The following is a 23,162-nucleotide window of genomic DNA, read 5'->3' on the forward strand; positions in this document are numbered from 1 at the left end:
CGGCCGGCGAGGGAGAAATCCGCGACGTCGACGACCGCCTCGTCGCCGAGTTCGAGGGCGTCGAGGCCGGTTTCGCGGGTCCAGACCTCGCCGCCGGTTTCGGAGCAGCCCATGACGGCGGGGGTCCAGGAGTGGGCTTTGGCTTCGTCCATGAAGCGTTCGATGGCGCCGGGCCAGGCTTCGACGTCGCCGATGGGGTCGCCGCTGGCGAGCATCACGCCGGACACGACCCGGTAGGTCACCGCCGCCTTGCCGCTGGGGGAGAACACGACGGCCTTGTCGCGGCGCAGGGCGAAGTGGCCCAGGGAGTCGCGGCGGCCGTGTTTGTCGAGGAGGGCGCGTAGCTGGAGTTCGTCGTTCTCGGTGAGCTGGGCGGCGGGGTGCTCGGGACGGAAGGCCAGATAGATCGTCGTGACGGCCGTCAGCAGGCCCAGCGCGCCCAGCGAGAACGCCACCGTCGACGACGCCGTACCCGTGTAGTCGACCGGACCCTCGACGCCGAACAGCCCGTACACGACATGCGCGAGCCGCGCCCAGGCGTCCGGGTCGCCGACCGTCTGCCGCTCGTGCGCGTTGACGACGACGAGGCCGAGGCCGAGGGAAGCGGCCCCCATGAGGAGGAAGTTGGCCAGCGCCCGCCAGCGGCTGCGCGGGTCCGGGAGGGCGGCGAACTCGTGCCGGTGCCGGATCAGCAGGGCCAGCAGCGCCAGCGAGACAGCCGTGCCGACCACCGAGTGCCGGAAGGTGAACTGGGCCGCCGCACCCACCGGGAGCAGCGCCACCGCCGCCCGCCAGGCCCGCCGCTTACGGCGCCGCAGCCCGTGCGCGAGCAGCAGCAGGAGCAGCCCGGCACTCAGCGAGAGCGCCGCCGCGAACGGCCCGAACGCGCCCGGCAGCGACTCCGCGAGCGCGTGCATCCGGCTGAACCGGAACCGGGTGAACACACCCGCGAGGACGTCGAGAAGCCCCACGAAGACGCAGGCCCGCGCGATCAGGGCGGGTACGGCGTCGGGCCTCGGGCCCCGTATCGCCCGGCGCAGCGGGGAGAGCGGTGGCTCGGTCCGGGTCTCGGTCATGCCGCTTCGGCACCCCACAGCCCGTGGTCACGGCGGCGCACGTCCGTCCAGTCGGTCATGACTTCGATGCTAGGGACGAAGTCCCCTCGGCGAATCGGCCGTTGTGCGAGAGCCGTGTCCTACGAAAGTAGGGGGTCGGAGCGGGCGGGGTCATCCTTCTGGCCGCCCTCCCGGTGCTTTCGGCGGACGGCGTCAGCCGCCCAGCCCCGCGTCCCGCGCGAGCAGGGCCGCCTGGACGCGGTTGGTGACCTCCAGGGCCGTCAGGATGCGGCTGACATGAGCCTTCACCGTGCTCTCCCGCATGGCGAGGCGGGCCGCGATGTCCGCGTTGGTGTCACCCCGGGCGAGCAGCAGGAGGACGTCGTGCTCCCGGGGGGTGAGCCGCTCCAGGCGGGACCGTGCCGTGACCGCCTGCGCGTGGCCGGTGGCGTGATAGCGGTCGATGAGCCGGCGGGCCGCCGCGGGGTGCAGCATCGCCGAACCGCCGGCGACGAGATGCACGGCCCGCAGGATCTCCGCCGGGTCGGTGTCCTTGAGCAGGAACCCGTCGGCGCCCGCCGAGAGCGCGTCGTACACGTACGCGTCGAGGTCGAACGTCGTCAGGATGATCACGCGCGGCGGGTCCGGCAGCGCCCGCAGCCGGACCGTCGCGGCGATGCCGTCCAGGCGTGGCATACGGACGTCGACGAGCGCGACGTCCACCCGGTGGGCGGCGGCCCGCTCGACCGCCTGGAGGCCGTCCGCCGCCTGGGCGACGACCTCGATGCCGGGGTCCGTGTCGAGGAGGTCGGTGAGACCGAGGCGGACCAGGGCGTCGTCGTCGACGATCATCGTGCGGATCATGGGGGGCGCCGTTCTGTGCGGTGGGGGTCCGGGTACCTCCTCGTCGCTGCGCTCATCGTACGGAGAGCGGGACGGACTGGCCCTCGACGATCTGGCATCGGCGACCCCGACTTTCGTAGGGGTCCGCCGTCGCACAACAGCCGATCCGGCGGGCCCCGGCGATTCCTAGCGTCGAGGTCATGAATCACCGGACCCCTGTTCCCGACCGTGCGAGCGGGCCCCGCCGAGGCGAGGGCCGGATGTTCCTGGCCGAGGCGGTGCGCGATCTGCGGACCACGGGCGCGGTCGCGCCCAGCGGCCGGGCCCTCGCCCGCGCCCTGACCGAACCCGTCCACGCCCAGGGGCCCCGGCCGCTCTCGGTCCTCGAAGTCGGCGCCGGCACCGGCCCCTTCACCCGCGCCCTCGCCGACCGCCTCCCGCGCGGCAGCCGCTTCGACGTCGTCGAGGCCAACCCCCGCTTCGCCACCCGCCTGCGCACCCTGACCGCCACCCACCCCCGGCTGACGGCCCACTCCGTACGGGCCGAGGTGCACGAGACGTACCTGGAGGACTTCAAGACCGACGAGCGGTACGACGTCGTCGTCTCCGGGCTGCCGCTGACGAACTTCGCCCCCGCCCAGGTCGACCTGATCATGTCCCGGCTGATCGAACTCCTGCACCCCGGCGGCACGTTGACGTACTTCGCCTACCTGGGGACCCGCCGGGCCCGCGCGCTCACCGCCTCCCGCGCGGAGGCCCGCCGGCACGCGGCGGTGGACGAGGTGATGGCCGGCTACCAGCGCCGGTACGCCGTCGGCCGCTGGACCGTCTGGGCCAACCTGCCCCCGGCGTACGCCTGGCACCTCCAGTCCCCGCCGGCCCCCGCGCCCGACGGCGGCACCGGGAACCCGCTGTGAACGCCCTCTCCGACCTCCTCGGACACCTCTCCCCGGCGCTTACCTGCACCGTCCTGGGCCTGGCGGTGCTCGCCGAGTCCGTCCTCCTCGTGGGCGCCTTCGTCCCGACGCTCACCCTGATGCTGACGGCCGGGGCGCTGGCCCGCACCGGGCACGTCAGCCTGCTCCTCGTGATCGGCGTGGCCGTCACCGCCGTCGTGCTGGGTGACTTCCTCGCCCAGCGCACCGGACGGTTCCTCGGCACCCGGCTGCGCGCCGGTCACCTCGGCCGCCGGGTCCCCGGGGCCGCCTGGCGGCGGGCCGAGTCGCTGATGACCCGGCACGGCGGCCGGGCCGTCTTCTTCGCCCGCTTCCTCCCGGTGGTCCGCACCCTCGCCCCCCACTTCGCCGGCGCCACGAGCCTGCCCTACCGGTGCCTCGCCCCCTACAGCGTCGTCGCCGCCGTGCTGTGGGCCGGGGCCGAGGCGGGCGTCGGATTCGCCGCCGCGCCCTCCCTCCAGCGGCTGCTGACCCTCGGCGGCCCCTTCGTCGCCGTGGTCGTCCTCACCGCCGTCGGCGGCAGCCTCCTGTGGCGGCGCCTGCGCCGGGGTGGTGTCAGCACCACCTCCGGACCGGGTGTCTGAGCCGACTGTGCTCCCGGCCGCCGGGGAGGAGTGTTGACCCCGTTCAGGCGACCGGCCGACAGGGGGCGGCGCCGACGAGCGGACGGGGAAGACGATGGCGGGACAGACTCGGCGGAGGGTCCTTCGGGGCGCGGCCGTGGTGGGGGCGGGGAGCGTGATCGGGGCTCTCACGGGCGCCGCGAGGGCGAAAGGCGAGGGAAGTGCGACCATGCGAACGACGGCTGATGCGACCCCCTTCCTCGAAGGCGCCTTCGCGCCGGTCACCGAGGAGCTGACCGCCTTCGACCTCCCCGTCACCGGCCGCGTCCCGTGCGATCTGGACGGCCGCTACCTGCGCAACGGCCCCAACGCGCTGGGCCTCGAAGACGTCCGCGCCCACCACTGGATGCTCGGCGACGGCATGGTCCACGGCGTCCGGCTGCGCGGCGGGCGCGCGGAGTGGTACCGCAACCGCTGGGTACGGTCCTCGCAGGTGACGGCCAAGCTGGGCGAGACCTACCCCGGCCGGGTACCGCCGGACGACTTCGCCTGCAACACCCACGTCATCCCGTACAAGGGCCGCATCCTCGCGATGCAGGAGAGCGGACCCCTGCCCTACGAACTCGACGGCGAGCTGAACACCGTCCGCCCCCACGACTTCCGCTCCACCCTCACCGGCGCGTTCACCGCGCACACCAAGTACGACGCGGCGGCCGACGAACTCCACGCGATCGCCTACTACCCGACCTGGGACCACGTCCGCCACCTCATGATCGACCGCACCGGACGGGTCGCCCGCACCACCCGCGTCCCCGTCGCCGACGCGCCGATGATGCACGACTTCGCGCTCACCCGGAAGTACGTCGTGATCGTGGACGTCCCCGTCACCTTCGACCCGGCCGCGGCCGAGGCCGGCGCGACCGTCCCGTACGTGTGGAACGAGCAACACCCCATGCGCATCGGCCTGTTGCCCCGCACGGGCGGCACCACCCGCTGGTTCGAGACCGCCCCCGTGTACTACTCGCACACCCTGAACGCCTACGACCAGGGCGACACCGTCGTCATCGACCACACCGCCTTCCCGGCCCCCTTCCACGTCGCCGGACGCGGCACCGGCGGCCCCTCCGCCACCGGCTCCCCGACGCTCGACCGCTGGACGGTCGACCTGCGCACGGGCCGCGTCCGCAGCACCCGCCTCGACGACCGGCCGCAGGAATTCCCCCGCGTCAACGAGTCGCTGGTGTCCCGCAGGCACCGGTACGCCTACACGGCGAGCACGGCGGAGATGTGGCGTGCCTACGAGACCGTCGACGGGGTCCCGCCGGACGAGAAGTTCACCAACCACCTGGTGAAACACGACCTGTCGCGCGGCAGCAGCCAACTGCACCGCTTCCCCGAGGGGGCGGCCGTCAGCGAGCCGGTGTTCGTGCCGCGCCCCGGCTCCCGCGACGAGGACGACGGCTACGTCCTCGCCTACGTCCACGACCCCGGCCGGGGCGCCACCGACCTGGTGATCCTCGCGGCCCAGGACTTCGGCGGACACCCCCTGGCCCGGATCGAGCTGCCGGGGCGGGTACCCCTGGGTTTCCACGGGAGCTGGGTGCCGGACGCCTGACGTCAGCGCGGCGGGTTCAGCGCCGCCTCCCACTCAGCGTCCGGAATCCGCGACCGCAGATACGCGAACGACTCCCGCACGAGCCGCCGCGCCCGGCCCAGGTCCACGCCGGTCAGCTCGCCCCGGTGCTTGAGGACCCGGCCGTTCACCAGCACCGTGTCGACATCGCCCCGGCCCGCCTGGAAGACGAGATGGCCGGCCGGGTTGTGGGTCGGCGTCATCGCGACGGTGTCGGTGCGCAGGAGGACCAGATCGGCGCGCTTGCCGACCGTGACGGAGCCGATCAGGGAGTCGAGCCCGAGGGCTCTCGCGCCGCCCAGCGTCGCGTACTCCAGGACGTCGGAGGCGCGCAGCGCGTTGTCCGCGACGGCGTGGCCCGCCTCGTGGGCGCGCAGATGGGCGAGTCCCCGGTCCGCGCCGAGCGTCGCCCGCATCGCGGAGAACATGTCGCCGCTCCACCACACCACCGTGTCCATGGAGAGGGAGACCGGGATGCCGAACTCGCGGGCCTTCGCGGTGGGCGGATAGCCCTGGCCCGCGCTGAGTTCGCTCTCCGCCGCGACGGACAGGTACGCGCCGCCCGCCGCGATCCGCCGGTACGAGTCGTCGCTCAGCGAACCCCCGTGGACGAGTGTCAGCGACGGGGTGAGGGCGCCGAACTCGTCGAGGAACCGGATCTGTTGATCGCCGGAGAACCCGAACACGCCCGCGTGGCTGGTCACCGGGAGGTTCCGGTCCCGGGCGAACCGCAGCGCCGCGCGGCCGTCCTCGGTGTCGCTCGCCTCCAACGCGAGCTGCATCGTGACGAGTTGGTCGGGCCGCCCGTCGAACCGGCCGCGCAGGATCTGGTCCACGCGGCCGTCCGTCACCCAGCTCTGGTCCGGCGCGAAGGCGTTGCCGTACGCGAACCGCGCCCGGCCCGGCACCGAGAACAGGGCGTCCACGGCCGCCTCCGCGTGCTCCGGGGTGCGCAGGCCGTGCGACCAGTCCGTCACCGTCGTCACCCCGTCGTTCACCGCCTCGGCCATCCCGAGGTGGTTCGCGGCGTACACGTCCTCCGGGCGGAACAGGGGACCCCACTTCTCCAGCATCCACCGCGCGTAGTTCCCGAGCGTCCAGTCCGCGCCGACGCCCCGCAGCGAGGTCTGCCACATGTGCCGGTGCGTGTCGACGAACCCGGGCACGAGCAGCCCCCCGTCCGCCTCGATCACCGTCGCGGGGGCGGTCAGCCGCCGCCCGACGGCCTTGATGCGCTCACCCTCGACCAGGACGTCCGTGTCGGTCAGGACACCCCGGTCCATCGTGACGACGGTGGCGTGCCGGATGAGGATCGGGCGCCCGGCGGGGAAGGCGACGCGGCCGGCCGCCTCGGCCCGGGGCGCGGCGAACGCCGTGGCGCCCAGCGCGGCGGCGCCCGCTCCCGTGAGCGCCTGACGGCGGGTGGTCCCGCTCCAACTGGCCATGGGGTGCTCCTCGTCCTCGATGTGCGGTGCTCCCGTTCTACGGGGGGCGCGCGGGGCCCGGCATCGGGAGAACCGTGCACGCCGTCCCGGGCCGCGTGGGTCGTTTCACCCATGCCGTCACCCCTTTCGCACCGCCAGCCCGTGCTCGAACGCGTACGCCGCCGCGGCCGTCCGCGAGCCCAGCCCCAACTTCCCGAAGATGTTGGACAGATGACGTGCCACGGTCTTCTCGCTCACCACCAGCGCCCCCGCCACCTCCCGGTTGGTCCGCCCCTCGGCGACCAGCGCGAGCACCTCCGCCTCCCGCGCCGTCAGCGCGCCCCGCGCGGAGTCCGGCGCCACCCCGAGCCTGCCCAACTCCTCCTCCAGGGCGCCCTGTTCGAGCGCGGCGGCGTCCGTGTCGCCGAGCGCCCGGTACGCCCGGACCAGCAACACCCGTATCCGCGCCGCGTCGTACGGCACGTCGAGCGTCGCCCACCGGCAGCAGGCGTCCCGCAGCATCGGCAGCGCCTCCCGCACCCGCCCCTCGGCGAGGGCGAGCCGGCCCCGGGCGTGCAGCGCGGCGGCCTCCGGCGCCGAGGTGCCGCAGCGGGCGGCGACCTCGTCCAGCTCGGCGGAGGCGGCGCGGGCGGCGGCCGGGTCCCCGGCGGCCAGGGCGATCTCCACGTGCGCCTCGCCCAGCCGGGCCAGGGTGAGACGGTCGCGGGTGGCGGGCGCCGTACGGATCGAGGCGAGCGCGGTGGCGGCCCGGCCCTGCGCGAGCCGCAGCAGCGCCAGACCCGGCTGGGGCTGACGGCCGTAGCGGTGCGCGTGGCGGTACGCGGACTCCGCGCCCGGGAGGTCGCCGCGCAGCCGCCGCACCTCGCCGACGACGTAGTGCGCCTCCCCGACGTTGCGCACGCGCAGGCCGGCCAGCTCCTCGCAGACCCGGGTGGCCTCCTTCTCGGCGTCGTCCCAGTCGCCGCGCAGCAGCAGGAGCTGGGCCCGGTGGACCCGGGACAGCTCCGCGAGCAGCGCCGGCGCGGGCAGGCTCTCGGACCAGCGGGTCAGCGCCCGCGTCCACTCCATCAGGCGGCGCACGTCGCCCGACTCGGCGCAGGCGGCGACGAGATGCGCGTGGACGGTGCCGGCCGCGTCCGGGTCGACCTCGCCGCAGACCGTGGCGAGCAGCGCCTCGTCCAGCAGCCGGGTGCCCGCCTCGATGTGGCCCTGCCGCAGCAGCGCCCGGCCCTCGCCGAGGACGCCCAGCGCGGTGAGGGTGGGGGAGGTGTGCCGTCGTCCCAGCTCCTGCACGCGGCGCGCGCTCGCGATCACGCCGTCCAGGTCGGGGCCGTCCAACTCGCCCTCCACGTCCAGGAGATAGACGATCCTGCCGTGCGTCTCGCTCTCCGGGCGGCCGTGCAGGAGGCGGCGGGCGCGGCCCAGCCAGCCCGAGCCGAGGGTGTCCTCGCTGCGCTGGAACAGGGCGGTCGCGACGTCCAGGGCCGCGCGCGCCGCGTCGTCCGGGCGGCCGGCCTCGGTGTGCAGCCGGTACGTCTCGATCCGGGCGAGCAGGTCCTCCTTCACGGCGCCTCCCTCACGCCGCCTCCCGTACGCGCAGCGGCAGTTCGTCCGGGCCGCGCATCAGCAGGCTTCTGCGGTAGGGGAGTTCGGAGAGGGGGACGGCGGGTTCGAGGTGGGTGTAGCGGTGCAGGAGGTCGCGGAAGGCGATGTGGGCCTCCTGGCGGGCCAGCGGGGCGCCGAGGCAGTAGTGGATGCCGGCGCCGAAGGAGAGGTGGCGGTTCGGGGTACGGGTGAGGTCGAGGCGGTCGGGGGCGGGGAAGCGGGCCGGGTCGCGGTTGGCGGAGGCGACGCCGGCGAGGACGAGTTCGCCGGCCGGGATCTCGACGCCGGCGATCGTGACCGGGGCGGTCGTGCGGCGGTACGTCGCGAGGTTCACGGGGCCGTCGTAGCGCAGGAACTCCTCGACGGCGGCCGGCAGCAGGGCCGGGTCCGCGCGGAGTCTCGTCAGTTCGGCCGGGTGGACGAGGAGGGTGCGCACGCCGTTCGCCAGGAGGTTGACGGTCGTCTCGTGGCCCGCGCTGAGCAGGAGGAACACCATCGCGACGAGTTCCTCGCCGGAGAGCCGGTCGTCGACGTCCCGGGCCTCGATCAGGGCGGAGAGGAGGTCGTCGCCGAGGTGGGCGCGTTTCGTGCCGATCAGGTCCGTGAGGTACGTGGTGATGTGGCCGGCCGCCGCGCTCGCCAGTTCCGGTGTGCCCGTCGCGTTGTAGTCCCGGGTCCAGAGCCCGAACGCCTTCTGGTCGCCCTCGGGGAGGCCCAGCAGGTCGCACATCACCGTGATGGAGAGGGGGAACGCGTAGTCGGCGACCAGGTCGATCTCCTCGCGGCCGGCCAGGCCGTCCAGGAGTGCGGCGGAGAGGGCCTCGACACGGGGGAGGAGAGCGGTGACCCGGCCCGGCGTGAACGCCTTCGACACCAGGTTCCGCAGGCGGGTGTGGGCGGGCGGGTCGCTGTTCAGCATGTGCCCGGCGGTCTTCCGGCCCACCGTACGCGGCGCCCGCCCCGCCTCGGTGTTCCGCCGGAACAGCTCCCCGACCGCCTCCGCGTCCTTCGAGAGCCGGGGGTCCGTCAGCACCTCCCGCACATCGTCGTACCGGCTGACCACCCACACCCGCAGCCCGTCCGGCGTGACCACCCTCCGCACAGGCGCCTCCCGGCGCATCTCCGCGTACGTCGCATACGGGTCGTCCCAGAACTCCGGCCCGAACTGCTCACCTAACATGATCATGCGATCACATTACGTAAGACCTCGTGACGGAGAAAGACACCACTCAGCGCCACCGCTGCCGAAATCCGCACCCGGTCCGTGCCGGGGCGTCGCCGGAGCCGGCCGCTCGGCTCGGGAAGGTGCTTCCGCCGGACCGGTGAGCGCGGCCTCGTCCCGCTGGGGTCCGGCGACGACCGGCTGACGTTCGCCGGTGGCGCCGTGTTCGAGCCAGGGTTTCGACCACCCCGGGTGGTTCAACGGGTTCGGTCATGGCCCGGAGCGCTCGCCCCCGCGAGGTCCGTACGCCGACGGAGGTGTGCGACTGGTCGAGTCGGGGGTGATGAACTGCCGGACCGGTGGGCAGGCTCCGGGGCGCGGCGTCGTCCGGCCGGAGTCCGGGGCGACCGGCTGACGTTCGTCGGTGATGCTGTGTTCCGGCCGGGAGGGGGCCGGCCATGGCCCTGGGGATCGGCCCGCGACAGGCTTCGTCCGTCGGCGGCACGCGGCGAGCAACTCGGCGCCACGCGGCTGCCGTTCCCGTCCGCCTGCCGCCTGCCGCCTGCCAGGTGGTGGCGGCGCATCCCGCTTCGTCCCGGCGGTCCGGGATCACCAGCCGGTTCAGGCGACCCCCCGCCGCGTCAGCTCCTCCTCCACCGCCCGCAGCCGTTCCCGCCAGTCCCGGGCGGCCTTGGGGTTGCGGCCCGGGCCTCGGGCGAGTGAGGAGCGTAAGCGGGAGGCGGCCAGTTCGCGGCGTTCGTGGAGTTGGGGCGGGGAGAGGGTCGGGAGGTCGGCGTACCAGTGGTCGTACAGCTTCCAGCGGCTCATGGCCGTCAGGATGGCGTCACTGGTATGCCGACCGCGAGGGGGTTATGCCGTGGCTGGCAGGACGTGGTCGCCGACCGTGTCCGTGCTGAGGCAGAGGGAGCAGACGACCGCGTCGTGGGTGGCGCAGGCGGTGAGGTCGGGGCGCTCGTAGGGCTGGCGGCAGACGTGGCAGTCGTAGGTGGTGGCGCTGGGGTTGCCGTCGGTGTCGAGGAGCGGCTCGGCGATGCCGTCGTCGGTGCGGCGGAGGTAGTACTTGCCCTTCGTGACGACCGCCATCAGCGGGGTGAGGACGAAGGCCAGGAGCGCCGCCGCGACGGGGGAGTACGGCTGGAGGGTGTCACCGAGGGCGTGGAAGTACATGGCGATGGAGAGCCCGGAGGCGGCGACGAACGCGACGACCCCCACGGGGTTGACCGCGTAGAGCATGCCCCGGCGGAACTCCGGCTGGAGCGGCGAGAGCTTGAGGAGGTACTTGTTGACGCCGATGTCCGTCGCGACCGTCACGACCCACGCGATCGCGCAGTTGGAGTAGAAGCCGAGGATCGAGTTGAGGAAGCTGAACATGTCGGCCTCCATCAGGATCAGCGCGAAGGAGAGGTTGACGAGGACGAACACCATGCGCCCGGGGTAGCGCTTGGTCACCCGCGTGAACGAGTTCGTCCAGGCCAGCGACCCGGAGTACGCGTTCGTCACGTTGATCTTGATCTGGCTGATCACGACGAGGACGACGGCCAGCGGAACCACCAGCCAGGACGGCATCATCGCGTCGAAGGCCCCCCGGAACTGCTGGATCGGCTCGGGCGCCGCGTCCGCCCCCACCTTGGCGATGATGTACACCGCGAGGAACACCCCGATGGCCTGCTTCAGCGCGCCGAGCACCACCCACCCGGGACCGGCCATGATCACGGCCGTCCACCAGCTCCGCTTGTTCGCCTCGGTCTTGGGCGGCATGAACCGCAGGTAGTCGATCTGCTCACCGATCTGCGCGATGAGGGAGAGGCAGACACCGGCGCCGAGCAGCACGGACGCCGTGTTGACGCCGCCCTCGCCGTCCGTCCCCGCGTAGTTCAGGAACGTGTCGACCGTGCCGGGGTCGGTGGCGACCAGGTAGACCAGCGGCCCCACCATCAGCAGCAGCCAGATCGGCGTCGTCCACACCTGGAGCTTGCTCAGCGCCTTCATGCCGTAGATCACGAGCGGTATGACCATCAGCGTGGAGACCAGATAGCCGAGCCACAGGGGGAGTCCGAGGCCCAGCTTCAGCCCCTGGGCCATGATCGACCCTTCGAGCGCGAAGAAGATGAACGTGAAGCTCGCGAAGATGACGCTGGTCAGCACCGAGCCGTAGTACCCGAACCCGGAACCCCGGGTGATCAGGTCCAGGTCGATGTTGTAGCGGGCGCCGTAGTACGCGAGCGGGAACCCGGTGACGAAGATGACGACGGCGGCGACGGCGATCGCCACGAGCGCGTTGCCGGTGCCGTGCGCGAGCCCGATGCCCGCGCCGATCGAGAAGTCCGCCATGTAGGCGATGCCGCCCAGCGCGGTCGTCGCCACGACCATCGGGGTCCAGCGGCGGTAGCTCCGGGGCGCGAAGCGGAGGGTGTAGTCCTCCAGCGTCTCCTTCGTCGCCTGATCGGTACTCGCCGGCTCTTCTCGTACGTCCAGTTGCGGCTCGACGCTCATACGACGTCTCCTTGCGGGTCGGGGACCGATGTCCCGCGTGACGGCGTCGGCAGAGCGGGAGCACGGAGGGACCGTAGGCAGCCGGTGTTACCCCTAAATACTTCCTGTATGAAGGAGATGTTTCGCTGAACGGGAGGGAGGGCCCCCGGTGCGCCCGGGGACCCTCGGCGGTCCGTCAGTACAGCTCGGCCCGCACCGTGCGCGCCGCCGTCACCAGGTTCTCCAGCGACTCCCGCGTCTCCGGCCAGCCCCGGGTCTTGAGCCCGCAGTCGGGGTTCACCCACAGCCGTTCGGCGGGGATCGCCGCCAGCCCGGTCCGCAGCAGTTCGGCCGCCTCCTCCGCGCTCGGGACGCGCGGCGAGTGGATGTCGTAGACACCCGGCCCGGCCTCACGCGGGTAGCCGTGCGCCGCGAGTTCCCGCGCCACCTGCATGTGGGAGCGGGCCGCCTCCAGGCTGATGACGTCCGCGTCGAGGTCGTCGATCGCCTGCACGACGTCCCCGAACTCGGCATAGCACATGTGGGTGTGGATCTGCGTCCGCGCCCGCACCCCCGAGGTCGCGAGGCGGAACGCCTCCGTCGCCCACGCGAGGTAACCGGCCCGGTCGGCGGCCCGCAGCGGCAGCGTCTCGCGCAGCGCGGGCTCGTCGACCTGGATCACCGAACTCCCGGCCGCCTCAAGGTCGTTCACCTCGTCCCGCAGGGCCAGCGCGACCTGCCGGGCGGTCTCGGCGAGCGGCTGGTCGTCCCGGACGAACGACCAGGCGAGCATCGTCACCGGCCCGGTCAGCATGCCCTTGACCGGCCGGTCGGTGAGCGACTGCGCGTACGACGTCCAGCGGACCGTCATCGGCTCCGGGCGGGAGATGTCCCCGGCCAGGATCGGCGGGCGCACGTACCGGGTGCCGTACGACTGGACCCAGCCGTGCTGCGTCGCCAGGTAGCCGGTGAGCTGCTCGGCGAAGTACTGGACCATGTCGTTGCGTTCGGCCTCGCCGTGCACCAGCACGTCCAGCCCCGCCTTCTCCTGGAAGGCGATCACCTCCCGGATCTCGGCCGCGACCCGGTCCTCGTACCGGGCGGCCCCGATCCGCCCCGCCCGCAGGTCCGCGCGGGCGGACCGCAGTTCGGCGGTCTGCGGGAACGACCCGATCGTGGTCGTCGGCAGCGTGGGCAGCCCGAGATGCGCGCGCTGCGCCGACGCCCGCTCGGCGTACGGCTGTTCACGGCGTGCGTCGGCGGCGGTGACCGCGGCGGCGCGGGCCCGCACCGCGGGGTCACGGGTGATCGGCGACCCCGCGCGGGAGGCCAGGTCGGCGTGGTTCGCGGCGAGTTCGGCGGCGATCGCGCCGGTGCCGCGGGTCAGTCCGCGTGCCAGCGTGACGACCTCGGCGGTCTTCTGCCGGGCGAAGGCGAGCCAGCGCAGGATCTGCGGGTCGACGTCGCGTTCGGCGGCCGTGTCGAGCGGGACGTGGAGCAGGGAGCAGGACGCGGAGACGTCGACCCGGTCGGCGAGCCCGAGGAGGGTGCCGAGGACGGTGAGGGACCCGGCGAGGTCGTTCACCCAGATGTTGCGCCCGTCGACGACGCCCGCGACCAGCCGCTTGCCGGGCAGCCCGCCGGCGGAGGCGAGGTCCTCCAGGGTGCCGGGCCGGGTGAAGTCGAGCGCGATCCCCTCGACGGGCGCCTTGGCGAGGACCGGGAGGGCCGCGCCCGGGCGGTCGAAGTAGGTCGCGACCAGCAGTTTCGGCCGGTCGGTGAGCGCGCCGAGGTCCCGGTAGGCGCGGGCGGCGGCGTTCAGCTCGGCCGGGGTGCGGTCCTGGACGAGGGCGGGCTCGTCGAGCTGGACCCATCCGCCGCCGGCCGCCCGCAGCTCGGCGAGGATCTCGGCGTACACCGGCAGGAGCCGGTCGAGGAGGGTGAGCGGCTCGAAACCGGCGGCCACTCCCGGGGCGGGCTTGGCCAGCAGGAGGTAGGTGACCGGGCCGAGGAGGACCGGGCGGGCGGTCAGGCCGAGGGCGAGGGCTTCCCGCAACTCGGCGAGCTGCTTGGCGGGTTCGGCGCGGAAGACGGTGTCCGGGCCCAACTCGGGGACCAGATAGTGGTAGTTGGTGTCGAACCACTTCGTCATCTCCAGCGGCGGGGCGTCCTGCGTGCCGCGCGCCATGGCGAAGTAGCGGTCCAGCGGGTCGTCGACTCCCGCGTGGCGCACGGGGATCGCGCCGAGCATGACGCTGGTGTCGAGGACGTGGTCGTAGAGCGAGAAGTCGCCGGTGGGGACCTCGTCGATACCGGCGTCGGCGAGGCGCCGCCAGGTGGCGGCGCGCAGGTCGGCGGCGGTGGAGTGGAGTTCGGCCGCGGTGACGCGGCCCTTCCAGTACCCCTCGACGGCCTTCTTCAGCTCCCGGCCCTGACCCTGCCGGGGGTAGCCGTACAGGGTTGCCGCGGCTGCGGACTTCGTGGTCACGGAGATCTCCTTCACGAGACGATTCCCTGAGGTCCCGGCGACGGGACGAGGGCGTGAAGGAGCCACCGGCCGGACGGCGACGCCGTACGGCCTGCTGTGCGCCGACCCACCCGCGAGGTCACCGGAACTCCGTACGCGAACAGCTCGCGCACGGGCAGTCGGCAGGTCTTCGGACTCACGGGCACACCTCGTACGAGGACGAGGCACCTACTGGCCGTCGCTTCCCAGGTCCTCACGGACCCAGTGCGTATGACGGCGGTCGTTCCCGCTCACCGCTGCGGGGCAGTCCCGGATTCCCACCGGGTTCCCTCTTGCGACGCGGCCCGTCTGGCTGACGGGGCGAACCGGCTGCGGTGATCAGCGTACGGGGCGAACGCGGCGTACGGGGAAGCGTTTTCACGACAAGGGCTCATCTGATAGTTGCCTATCGCCTGTGTGATCCTGGTCTCACTATCGAAACGGTTGAGTTTCGCTAGCGGGGTGTGTAGCGTCTGTCGAGTACGAAACCGTTTCGTTCGCGAGACGCCCGATCATCTCATCGGAGCACGCCCTCATGTCACAGACCACCGAGACGCCGGACACGACGTCACTCACGAAGCAGGCCGAGGAACCCGCGTCCCGTCATCGCTGGTGGGTCCTCGCGATGATCGGCATGGCCCAGCTGATGGTCACGCTGGACGCGACGATCGTGAACATCGCGATGCCGTCCGCCCAGGCCGACCTCGGCTTCTCCGACGGCGACCGGACCTGGATCGTCACCGCCTACTCCCTCGCCTTCGGCAGCCTCCTGCTCCTCGGCGGCCGGATCGCCGACCTCTTCGGCCGCAAGCTCGCCTTCCTGGTCGGCGTCGGCGGATTCGCCGCCGCCTCCGCGCTGGCCGGTGCCGCGACCAACTTCGAGGTCCTCGTCGTCGGCCGCACCCTCCAGGGCCTCTTCGGCGCCCTCCTCGCGCCCGCCGCGCTCTCCCTGCTGACCACCACGTTCACCGACGCGCGCGAGAGGGCCCGCGCCTTCGGCATCTACGGCGCCATCGCCGGCTCCGGCGCGGCCGTCGGCCTCCTCCTCGGCGGCGTCCTCACCGAGTACCTGAACTGGCGCTGGACCCTCTACGTCAACCTCGTCCTCGCCGTGATCCCGCTGGTCGGCGGCTGGATACTGCTCAAGCGCACCCAGCGCGAACCCGGTGCCAAGCTCGACATCCCCGGCACGATCCTGGTCACCGCCGGACTCTTCTCCGTCGTCTACGGCTTCTCCATGGCCGAGTCCCACGACTGGTCCTCCCCGCGCTCCTGGGGCTTCCTGACCGCCGGTGGCATCCTGCTCGCCGCGTTCACCTGGTGGCAGACCCGGGCGTCCCACCCGCTGCTCCCGCTGCGCGTCCTGCTCGACCGCGACCGCGGCGCCTCCTTCGCCGTCATGCTGATCTCCAGCGCGGGCATGTTCGGTGTCTTCCTCTTCCTGACCTACTACCTCCAGCTCAGCCTCGGGTTCAGCGCGGTCAAGACCGGGCTCGCGTTCCTGCCGATGGTCGGCGCGCTGATGGTCGCGGCCACCCTGGCGACCAGCTTCCTCGTCCCCCGGATCGGCCCGAAGACGATCGTCCCGCTCGGCATGGCCCTCGGCGCGCTCGGCCTGGTCTGGATGACGGGCCTGGACCTGAACAGCACGTACGTCACCCACGTCATGCCGCCGCTGATCGTCACCGGCCTCGGTATCGGCCTGGTCATGGCGCCCGCGATGTCCCTCGCCACCAGCGGGGTCGCCGCGCACGACGCCGGGGTCGCCTCGGCCTCCGTCAACACCATGCAGCAGATCGGCGGCTCCATCGGCACCGCCCTGCTCAACACCCTCGCGGCCAGCGCCGCCACGAACTACCTGCACGGCAGGAACGCGGGCGACAAGCTCGTCCAGGCGCACGCCGCGCTGGAGTCGTACTCCACCGCCTACTGGTGGTCGGCCGGCTTCTTCGCGGTCGGCGCCGTCATCGCGCTGCTGCTCTACCGCAGCGGCGTCCCGAAGGCCGACGAGAACGCGGCCCCCACAGTCCACATGTGAGCGGCATGTGGTGACCGCACCTTGAGCGGAGGGTGCGGACGACGGGCCCGGTGTCTGGGGAGACACCGGGCCCTTTCGCATGCCGGGTGAGAGGCGGGCAAGAGTCCCCGCCTTTATTTGCGTCTGGACGCAAGAAGGTGCAGACTCGTCGCGTCGGGCCCGTCATGGGCGCACTCGCATCGCGGAACGGAGGCGGCCATGGGCGCAGAACCTCCCAGTCCGAGCCGCCCCCAGGGCACTCGCTGACCCCCTTCTCTTCTCACTCCCCACACTCCCCGGGTGACTGAACCCCGCCGTCGGCGTGCCGCCGCAGGCCGGGGCGCCTCGCCGTGCGCAGAGTGTGGGCGGAGGCCCCGTGATGCTGATCCGTGCTGTCAAACGACCCCTGCTCGCCCGCTTCTCCTGGGTGGACGCGGCCGTCGCCGCCGCCGTCCTCGTCCTGCTCTACACCGTCCTGCGTGTCGGCCAGGGCACCACCGTCGCCTTCAACACGCACGCCGACATCCACGTCGACACCGACCCCGCCCGCCTCCCGTACGACGCGGCGCGCTCCCTGCTCAGGATGTTCGCCGCGCTGGCCGCGTCGGTCGCCTTCACGTTCGTCTACGCCTACGCGGCGGCCAAGAGCCGCAGGCTGGAACGCGTCCTCATCCCCGCGCTCGACATCCTCCAGTCGGTCCCCGTGCTCGGGTTCCTGACCGTTGCCGTAACCGGTTTCATCGCGTTGTTCCCCGGCTCGATGCTGGGCCTGGAGTTCGCGTCGATCTTCGCGATCTTCACCTCGCAGGCGTGGAACATGACGTTCGGCTTCTACTCCTCCCTGACCTCCCTCCCGCGCGAACTCGACGAGCTGTCACGGTCGTTCGGGTTCACCCGCTGGATGCGGTTCTGGAAGGTCGAACTGCCCTCCGGGATGATCGGCCTGGTCTGGAACGGCATGATGAGCTTCGGCGGCGGCTGGTTCTTCCTCGTCGCCTCCGAGGCGATCAGCGTGAACAACAAGCAGTACGCGCTCCCCGGCGTCGGCTCCTACGCGGGCGCCGCCATCGCCGCGGGCGACCTCGGCAAGGTCGGCTGGGCGATCCTCGCCATGGCCGTCATGGTCATCGGCGTCAACTTCCTCTTCTGGCGCCCCCTCACCGCCTGGGCGGAACGCTTCAAGAACGAGCAGTCCGAGGCGGGCGAGGTCCAGAAGTCCGTCGTCCTCGACCTCCTGCGCCGCTCCCACTGGCCCCGCCTCCTCGCCAAGGCCCTGCGCCCGGCCTGGCACGCGCTGAGCGACGCGGCCCGGATCTTCGGCCGCGACGACCGTCCGCTCGCCGTCGACCCGGCCCGCCGGCGCACCGGGGACGTCGTCTTCACCGCCGTCGCCGGCGGGCTGATCCTGTGGGGCCTCGCCGACCTCGGCCGCTATCTGTACGACCGCACCGGCCTCGGCGTGTTCGGCGAACCCCTCCTCCTCGGGCTCGCGACCTTCGTCCGGGTGATCGTCCTCGTCGCGCTCGCCACCGTCGTCTGGGTGCCGATCGGCGTGAAGATCGGGTTCTCGCCGAGGCTGACACGGATCGCCCAGCCGATAGTTCAGGTGCTGGCCTCCTTCCCGGCCAACTTCCTGTTCCCGCTCGCCGTCTGGTTCTTCCTCAAGACCGGGCTCTCCATCAACATCGGCGGCACGCTGCTGATGGCGCTCGGCGCGCAGTGGTACATCCTCTTCAACACCATCGCCGGCGCCATGGCCATCCCGACCGACCTGCGCGAGGCCATGGACGACCTCGGCGTCACCGGCCTCCAGCGCTGGAAACGGCTCATCCTGCCGGGCATCTTCCCCGCGTACGTCACCGGCGGCATCACCGCGTCCGGCGGCGCCTGGAACGCGTCCATCGTCTCCGAGGTCGTCACCTTCGGCGGGACGACCCTGACGGCGACCGGCCTCGGCGCGTACATCGCGCAGGCCACCGCGAAGGGCGACAACCCGCACCTGCTGGCCGGGGTCGCGGTGATGAGCGTGTACGTCGTGCTGCTGAACCGTGTGCTGTGGCGGCGCCTGTACCGGCTGGCGGAGAAGCGCTACTCGCTGTGAACGCCCGCTGCCCTCCGAACTTCCTTGATTCTCACGTGCTTTGGAGTACGACCATGACCAACGACCTCCTCCTCGAAACCGTCGGCCTCACCAAGTCCTACGCCGGCGCCGACGGCGAACTCCCCGTCCTGTCCGGCATCGACCTCCAGGTCCGCGCGGGGGAGGTCGTCGCCCTCCTCGGCAAGTCGGGCTCCGGCAAGTCGACGCTGCTGCGCTGCCTCGCCGGGCTCGTCCCCGCCAGCTCCGGCACCGTCACCTACAAGGGCGACCCGCTGACCGGCGCCAACCCCGGTACCGCGATGGTGTTCCAGACGTTCGCGCTGCTGCCCTGGCTCACCGTCCAGCAGAACGTCGAACTCGGCCTGGAGGCCAAGGGGATCGGCCCCGCCGACCGCGCCCAGGCCGCCCGGCACGCCATCGAGCTGATCGGCCTCGACGGCTTCGAGTCCGCGTACCCCAAGGAGTTGTCCGGCGGGATGCGCCAACGCGTGGGGTTCGCGCGGGCGTTGGTCGTAGAGCCGGACGTCCTGATGATGGACGAGCCGTTCTCCGCGCTGGACGTCCTCACCGCCGAGAACCTGCGCGGGGAGCTGATGGAGCTGTGGGAGTCGGGGCGCTTCCCGACCCGGGCGATCGTCCTCGTCACCCACAACATCGAGGAGGCCGTCCTGATGGCCGACCGGATCGTCGTCCTCGGCGCACGGCCGTACGGCACGATCCGCGAGGTCTTCGAGGTCGGCCTCGAACGGCCCCGGGACCGGGACTCGGCCGCGTTCGAGGACCTCATCGACCGGGTGTACCGGACGATGACCGGCCGCCAGAAGGAGGGGCGCGTACCCGGTCGGCACGAGACCCCCGAACTCGACAAGCGCACCCCCGCGAACACGCCGCTGCCGCCGGCCAGCGTCGACGGGCTCTCCGGGCTCGCGGAACTCGTCCTCAGCCGGGGCGGCGCCTGCGATCTCGCCGACCTCGCCGACGACCTCGGGCTGGAGATCGACGATCTGCTTCCCCAGGTCGACGCCCTCGAACTGCTCGGCTTCGGCACCGTCACCGGGGACGACCTGCTGCTCACGGAGACGGGGACGGCGTTCGCGGGGGCTGACGTCCAGGAGTCCAAGCGGATCTTCGCCGAGGCCGCCGTCCACGCCCCGCTCGTCAAGCTCATCACCACCAGCCTCCACCAGAACCCCCGGGGGATTCTGCGCGCCGGGTTCTTCCGGGATCTGCTGGCCCACCACTTCACGAGCGAGCAGGTGACCCGGCAACTGGAGACGGCTACCGACTGGGGGCGGTATGCGGAGCTGTACGCGTACGACGTGGAGCCGCAGGAGTACCGGGCGGAGGGGGTGGGGGAGTAGGAGCGTGGTGCTGTCAGTGTGCCGTCGCGGGGCGTGGCTTCTCGCCGGTGCGGGTCTTCCCCGCGGCTCGTGCCCGATCGACCGCGCCCGCTCGCGCCTTCTCGACCGCCGGACCGACGGCGGCGCCGGCCCCCTCCGCGTCCTCCTGCGACGCCGTCGCCTCGCCGGCCGTCAGCACCGCGCCCTCCAGCAGGGCCCGCACCCTCGGCCCCGAGGCCCGGTAGAAGATCCGCGTCCCCTCGCGCCGGGAGTCGACCAGGCCGGCGGCGCGCAGGCGGGCGAGGTGCTGGGAGGTCGCGGCGACATGCGCGCCGATGAGCTCCGCGAGCTTGCTGACCGGGAGTTCGCGTTCGGTGAGCGCCCACAGCAGCCGGTAGCGGGAGGGGTCGGCGACCGCCTTCAGCACCGTGACGACCTGCTCGGCCCGCTCCTCGTCCCAGGACCCTACTTGCGATTCCATGCAAGTAGGGTACCCGGCGAGCCGTCAGGGAGCCGTGCCGAGTTCCTCCCGGGACGACGGCGGCTCGGCCGGTGTCGGGGCCGGGGGACGCAGCAGCACCGACCGGAGCACGGGGGGAGCGAACAGGGCCGAGACCGGTGCGGAGAGGGTCAGGACGGAGCGGAAGGCGCGGCCCACGACCGGGTCACCCGGGGAGCGTTCCGTGACGCGGCGCAGGTACCAGCCGGCGACCCGGTCGGCGGGCCGGATCTCGACGGCTGACCCGGTCGCCCCCGGCATCTGCCGGTCCGCCCCGGCGGAGATGTCCCACGCCTGCCGGGACGCCGCGATCAGCACCGACTGGACGCGTCGCGTCGTCGGCGTACGGCGCCGGCCCGTTCCGGCGAGGGCGTCGCGCAGGGCGACCGCGCTCATCGCGGCGATGGCCATGCCCTGACCGTAGATCGGGTTGAACGTGCACAGCGCGTCACCGGTCGCGAGGAACCCGGCCGGCAGCCCCGGCAGGTCGTAGCGGCGCCGGACGTTCGAGGTCCGCCGGAAGCCGAACGCGGACGTCAGCGGCTCGGCCTCCGCCAGCCACCGGTCGAGCAGCGGATGCGCGAGCCGCTTGACGTACGCCTCGAACGCCTCGTCGTCCGTGGGCGGTTCGTCCCCGCGCAGCCCCGACACGATCACCAGATGACTGCCGTCCTCCAGTGGCAGCGCACCCCCGCCGTGCACCTGCTCCGGGTTCGGGTAGACGTAGTAGCCGAGGGTGTCGTCGTCGAGGTGGATTCCCCCCTTGCCCCGGTAGATCCGGGAGGCGTAGGCGAGCCCGGTGTCGATGGTCTCCTCGTGGACGGTGCCGGCGCCGATCTCCGTCAGCCACTGCGGGGCCTTCGTGCCGGCGCCCGACGCGTCGACCACCAAGTCGGCCTCCAGATCCCGGAGTTCGGCCCCCGCCCCGGCGGAACGGTCCCGCACCCGCACGCCCCGCACCCGTGCCCCGTCCCCGAGCAGCCCGACGACATCGGTCCCCTCCAGGACACTGATCGCCGGATCGGCCAGCACCCGCCGCCGCACCAGATCCTCCAACTGCCCCCGGGACCCGGTGTAGATGTGCGTCGTCGCCGGGAACCGGCGGAACCAGCGGCCGTTCTGCCACAGCGTCATGTCCGACGGCATCCCCACCCACGGCGCCCCCGCCGCCCTCAACTCCCCCAGGATTCCCGGCAGCAGCGACTCCAGCGCCGTCTGCCCGCCCTGCAACAGGACGTGCGGATGCCGCCCCTGCGGCACCCCGGCCCGCGCCCCGCCTCCCTCCGGGAACCGGTCGCGCTCCACGACCGTCACCCGGCCGGCATGCCCGGCCAGCGCGTGCGCGGCGAGCAGCCCCGCGAGGCTCCCGCCCACCACGACCGCGTGCCGCCGGCCCGTTCCCACCGCAGAGTCCACTGATCAGCTCCCAAATCGCCGCGTCGAGTCGTGAGAAGCCCCAAGTATCCCGTCCGCACGGCGCAGAGGTGCCGCGTTTGGCCGATTTACGGCCCATAGCTCCCGCACTTCGGCCGAAGTCCTAAGGGAGTGTTAGGACTTCGCGCACGATCTTGTCCCGGCCCTCCGCCGCCCGGACTCTGGCTGCTCCGAGCCGCTGACGAGGGAGTTTCCGATGGCCACACAGGACACCGCCGTCCACGACAAGGACGCGCGGCACGACGAGCGGAGGGTCGCGAAGAACATCGTGCGCGGCTCGGTCGGCAACCTGATCGAGTGGTACGACTGGTACGCGTACACCGCGTTCAGCGTCTACTTCGCCGCCGCGTTCTTCCCCTCCGGCGACCAGACCGCCCAACTCCTCAACACCGCCGCCGTGTTCGCCGTCGGCTTCCTGATGCGGCCGATCGGCGGCTGGGTCCTCGGCCGGTACGCGGACCGGCGCGGCCGGCGTTCGGCGCTCACGCTGTCCGTGACGCTGATGGCGGCCGGCTCGCTGATCGTCGCGCTGACCCCGTCGTACGACACGATCGGTGTCGTCGCGCCCGTCATGCTCGTCACCGCCCGGCTGCTGCAAGGGATCTCGGTCGGCGGGGAGTACTCGACGTCCGCGACGTACATGTCGGAGATGGCGACGCCCGGGAAGCGCGGGTACTACTCCAGTTTCCAGTATGTGACGCTGATCGCGGGGCAGTTGACGGCGCTGGGGCTCCAGATCGTCCTCCAGTCGGTGCTGTCCGACGGGCAGATGGAGTCGTGGGGCTGGCGGATCGCGTTCGTCGTGGGGGCCGCCGGGGCCGTCGTCGTGCTGTGGCTGCGGCGCGGCATGGACGAGTCGGAGAGCTTCGAACAGGCCCGGTCCGACGGGGACCGGGGTAGCCTGAGGACGCTGCTCTCCTACCCCCGGCAGTGCCTGGTCGTCGTCGGCCTGACCATGGGCGGCACGCTGTTCTTCTACACCTACACGACCTACCTCCAGAAGTTCATGGTCAACACCAGCGGCATCGCCAAACCCACCGCCGCGTGGATCAACTTCTGCGCCCTGCTGGTGTTCGTCTGCCTGCAACCGCTGATGGGCCGCCTCTCCGACCGGGTGGGCCGCCGCCCGCTGCTCATCGGCTTCGGGGTGCTCGGCGCACTCGTCGTCGTCCCCTCCCTGACCCTCCTCTCCCACACCGACAACCCGTACTACGCCTTCGCGTTGATGGTCGTCCCGCTGGCGATCAGTTCCCTGTACACGTCGATCAGCGCGGTCGTGAAGGCGGAACTCTTCCCAACGGCCATCCGCGCCCTGGGAGTCGGCCTCCCCTACGCGCTGACCGTCGCGCTCTTCGGCGGGACCGCCGAGTACATCGCCCTGTGGTTCAAGGACATCGGCCACGAGACCTGGTACTTCTACTACGTCACCGCCTGCGTCCTCGTCTCCCTGCTCGTCTACATTCGGATGCGCGAGACGTCCGACGGCTCGCCGCTGGACGACTAGGAAAGG

At 72.2% G+C, this 23,162-nt stretch carries 17 protein-coding genes and 1 riboswitch; of the genes, 7 read left to right on the top strand and 10 right to left on the bottom strand.

Annotated elements, in window-relative coordinates; translation table 11 throughout:
* Together ABZX85_RS21425 and ABZX85_RS21430 are read right to left on the bottom strand one after the other, a co-directional pair.
* Positions 1–1,076 (bottom strand): phosphatidylglycerol lysyltransferase domain-containing protein (locus ABZX85_RS21425; RefSeq protein ID WP_355870749.1); only part of this gene is annotated, 1,076 nt, incomplete at its 3' end.
* A 192-nt stretch (positions 1,077–1,268) separates the two neighbouring features.
* On the bottom strand, positions 1,269–1,919 hold the full coding sequence (locus tag ABZX85_RS21430) for a response regulator transcription factor (protein ID WP_355870752.1): 651 nt from the start codon (positions 1,917–1,919) through the stop codon (positions 1,269–1,271).
* A 179-nt stretch (positions 1,920–2,098) separates the two neighbouring features.
* Here ABZX85_RS21430 and ABZX85_RS21435 point away from each other — a divergent pair, with 179 nt between their 5' ends.
* The 3 genes from ABZX85_RS21435 (at position 2,099) to ABZX85_RS21445 (ending at position 5,032) form a co-directional block, all read left to right on the top strand.
* Complete coding sequence (locus tag ABZX85_RS21435) at positions 2,099–2,815, top strand: methyltransferase (protein WP_355870754.1); 717 nt, start codon at positions 2,099–2,101, stop codon at positions 2,813–2,815.
* A complete protein-coding gene (locus ABZX85_RS21440) occupies positions 2,812–3,438 on the top strand; it encodes a DedA family protein (protein WP_355870757.1) in 627 nt (208 codons plus the stop codon). Before ABZX85_RS21435 ends, ABZX85_RS21440 begins: the two co-directional genes overlap by 4 nt.
* Before the next feature lie 94 nt (positions 3,439–3,532).
* Positions 3,533–5,032 (top strand): carotenoid oxygenase family protein, encoded by a 1,500-nt coding sequence (locus ABZX85_RS21445; RefSeq protein WP_355870759.1) that lies wholly within the window; start codon positions 3,533–3,535, stop codon positions 5,030–5,032.
* A 2-nt stretch (positions 5,033–5,034) separates the two neighbouring features.
* Here ABZX85_RS21445 and ABZX85_RS21450 read toward each other — a convergent pair whose 3' ends face one another.
* The 6 genes from ABZX85_RS21450 to metE form a co-directional block, all read right to left on the bottom strand.
* Positions 5,035–6,495 (bottom strand): amidohydrolase family protein, encoded by a 1,461-nt coding sequence (locus ABZX85_RS21450; RefSeq protein ID WP_355870761.1) that lies wholly within the window; start codon positions 6,493–6,495, stop codon positions 5,035–5,037.
* Positions 6,496–6,612: 117 nt separating this feature from the next.
* Positions 6,613–8,061, bottom strand: a complete 1,449-nt coding sequence (locus ABZX85_RS21455) for a LuxR C-terminal-related transcriptional regulator (protein ID WP_355870763.1) — start codon at positions 8,059–8,061, stop codon at positions 6,613–6,615.
* Positions 8,062–8,071: 10 nt separating this feature from the next.
* The gene (locus ABZX85_RS21460; RefSeq protein ID WP_355870765.1) at positions 8,072–9,286 is read right to left on the bottom strand and encodes a cytochrome P450; all 1,215 of its coding nucleotides are present in this window, start codon (positions 9,284–9,286) and stop codon (positions 8,072–8,074) included.
* 597 nt (positions 9,287–9,883) lie between these two features.
* Entirely contained in the window at positions 9,884–10,090 is a 207-nt protein-coding gene (locus tag ABZX85_RS21465) for a hypothetical protein (RefSeq protein ID WP_355870768.1), read from the bottom strand.
* A gap of 42 nt (positions 10,091–10,132) precedes the next feature.
* On the bottom strand, positions 10,133–11,776 hold the full coding sequence (locus tag ABZX85_RS21470) for an allantoin permease (protein ID WP_355870771.1): 1,644 nt from the start codon (positions 11,774–11,776) through the stop codon (positions 10,133–10,135).
* 175 nt (positions 11,777–11,951) lie between these two features.
* Complete coding sequence (metE, locus tag ABZX85_RS21475; RefSeq protein WP_355870774.1) at positions 11,952–14,243, bottom strand: 5-methyltetrahydropteroyltriglutamate--homocysteine S-methyltransferase; 2,292 nt, start codon at positions 14,241–14,243, stop codon at positions 11,952–11,954.
* Positions 14,244–14,385: 142 nt separating this feature from the next.
* Positions 14,386–14,607, bottom strand: a riboswitch (cobalamin riboswitch).
* 189 nt (positions 14,608–14,796) lie between these two features.
* Between metE and ABZX85_RS21480 the strand changes: the two genes are divergently transcribed.
* From ABZX85_RS21480 to ABZX85_RS21490, 3 genes are all read left to right on the top strand, one after another.
* Positions 14,797–16,299, top strand: a complete 1,503-nt coding sequence (locus tag ABZX85_RS21480; RefSeq protein WP_355870777.1) for an MFS transporter — start codon at positions 14,797–14,799, stop codon at positions 16,297–16,299.
* A gap of 358 nt (positions 16,300–16,657) precedes the next feature.
* A complete protein-coding gene (locus ABZX85_RS21485) occupies positions 16,658–18,379 on the top strand; it encodes an ABC transporter permease subunit (protein ID WP_355870780.1) in 1,722 nt (573 codons plus the stop codon).
* A gap of 53 nt (positions 18,380–18,432) precedes the next feature.
* Complete coding sequence (locus tag ABZX85_RS21490; RefSeq protein ID WP_355870783.1) at positions 18,433–19,740, top strand: nitrate/sulfonate/bicarbonate ABC transporter ATP-binding protein; 1,308 nt, start codon at positions 18,433–18,435, stop codon at positions 19,738–19,740.
* Between the two features lie 13 nt (positions 19,741–19,753).
* On the opposite strand, the gene ABZX85_RS21495 is transcribed toward ABZX85_RS21490, so the two are convergent.
* Together ABZX85_RS21495 and ABZX85_RS21500 are read right to left on the bottom strand one after the other, a co-directional pair.
* Entirely contained in the window at positions 19,754–20,200 is a 447-nt protein-coding gene (locus ABZX85_RS21495; RefSeq protein WP_355870786.1) for a metalloregulator ArsR/SmtB family transcription factor, read from the bottom strand.
* A 24-nt stretch (positions 20,201–20,224) separates the two neighbouring features.
* Complete coding sequence (locus tag ABZX85_RS21500; RefSeq protein WP_355871428.1) at positions 20,225–21,592, bottom strand: FAD-dependent monooxygenase; 1,368 nt, start codon at positions 21,590–21,592, stop codon at positions 20,225–20,227.
* 256 nt (positions 21,593–21,848) lie between these two features.
* Between ABZX85_RS21500 and ABZX85_RS21505 the strand changes: the two genes are divergently transcribed.
* A complete protein-coding gene (locus ABZX85_RS21505; protein ID WP_355870789.1) occupies positions 21,849–23,156 on the top strand; it encodes an MFS transporter in 1,308 nt (435 codons plus the stop codon).
* Positions 23,157–23,162 lie beyond the last annotated feature (6 nt).

The sequence above is a fragment of the Streptomyces sp. NPDC004539 genome (assembly GCF_040610055.1).
Lineage (GTDB): Bacteria > Actinomycetota > Actinomycetes > Streptomycetales > Streptomycetaceae > Streptomyces.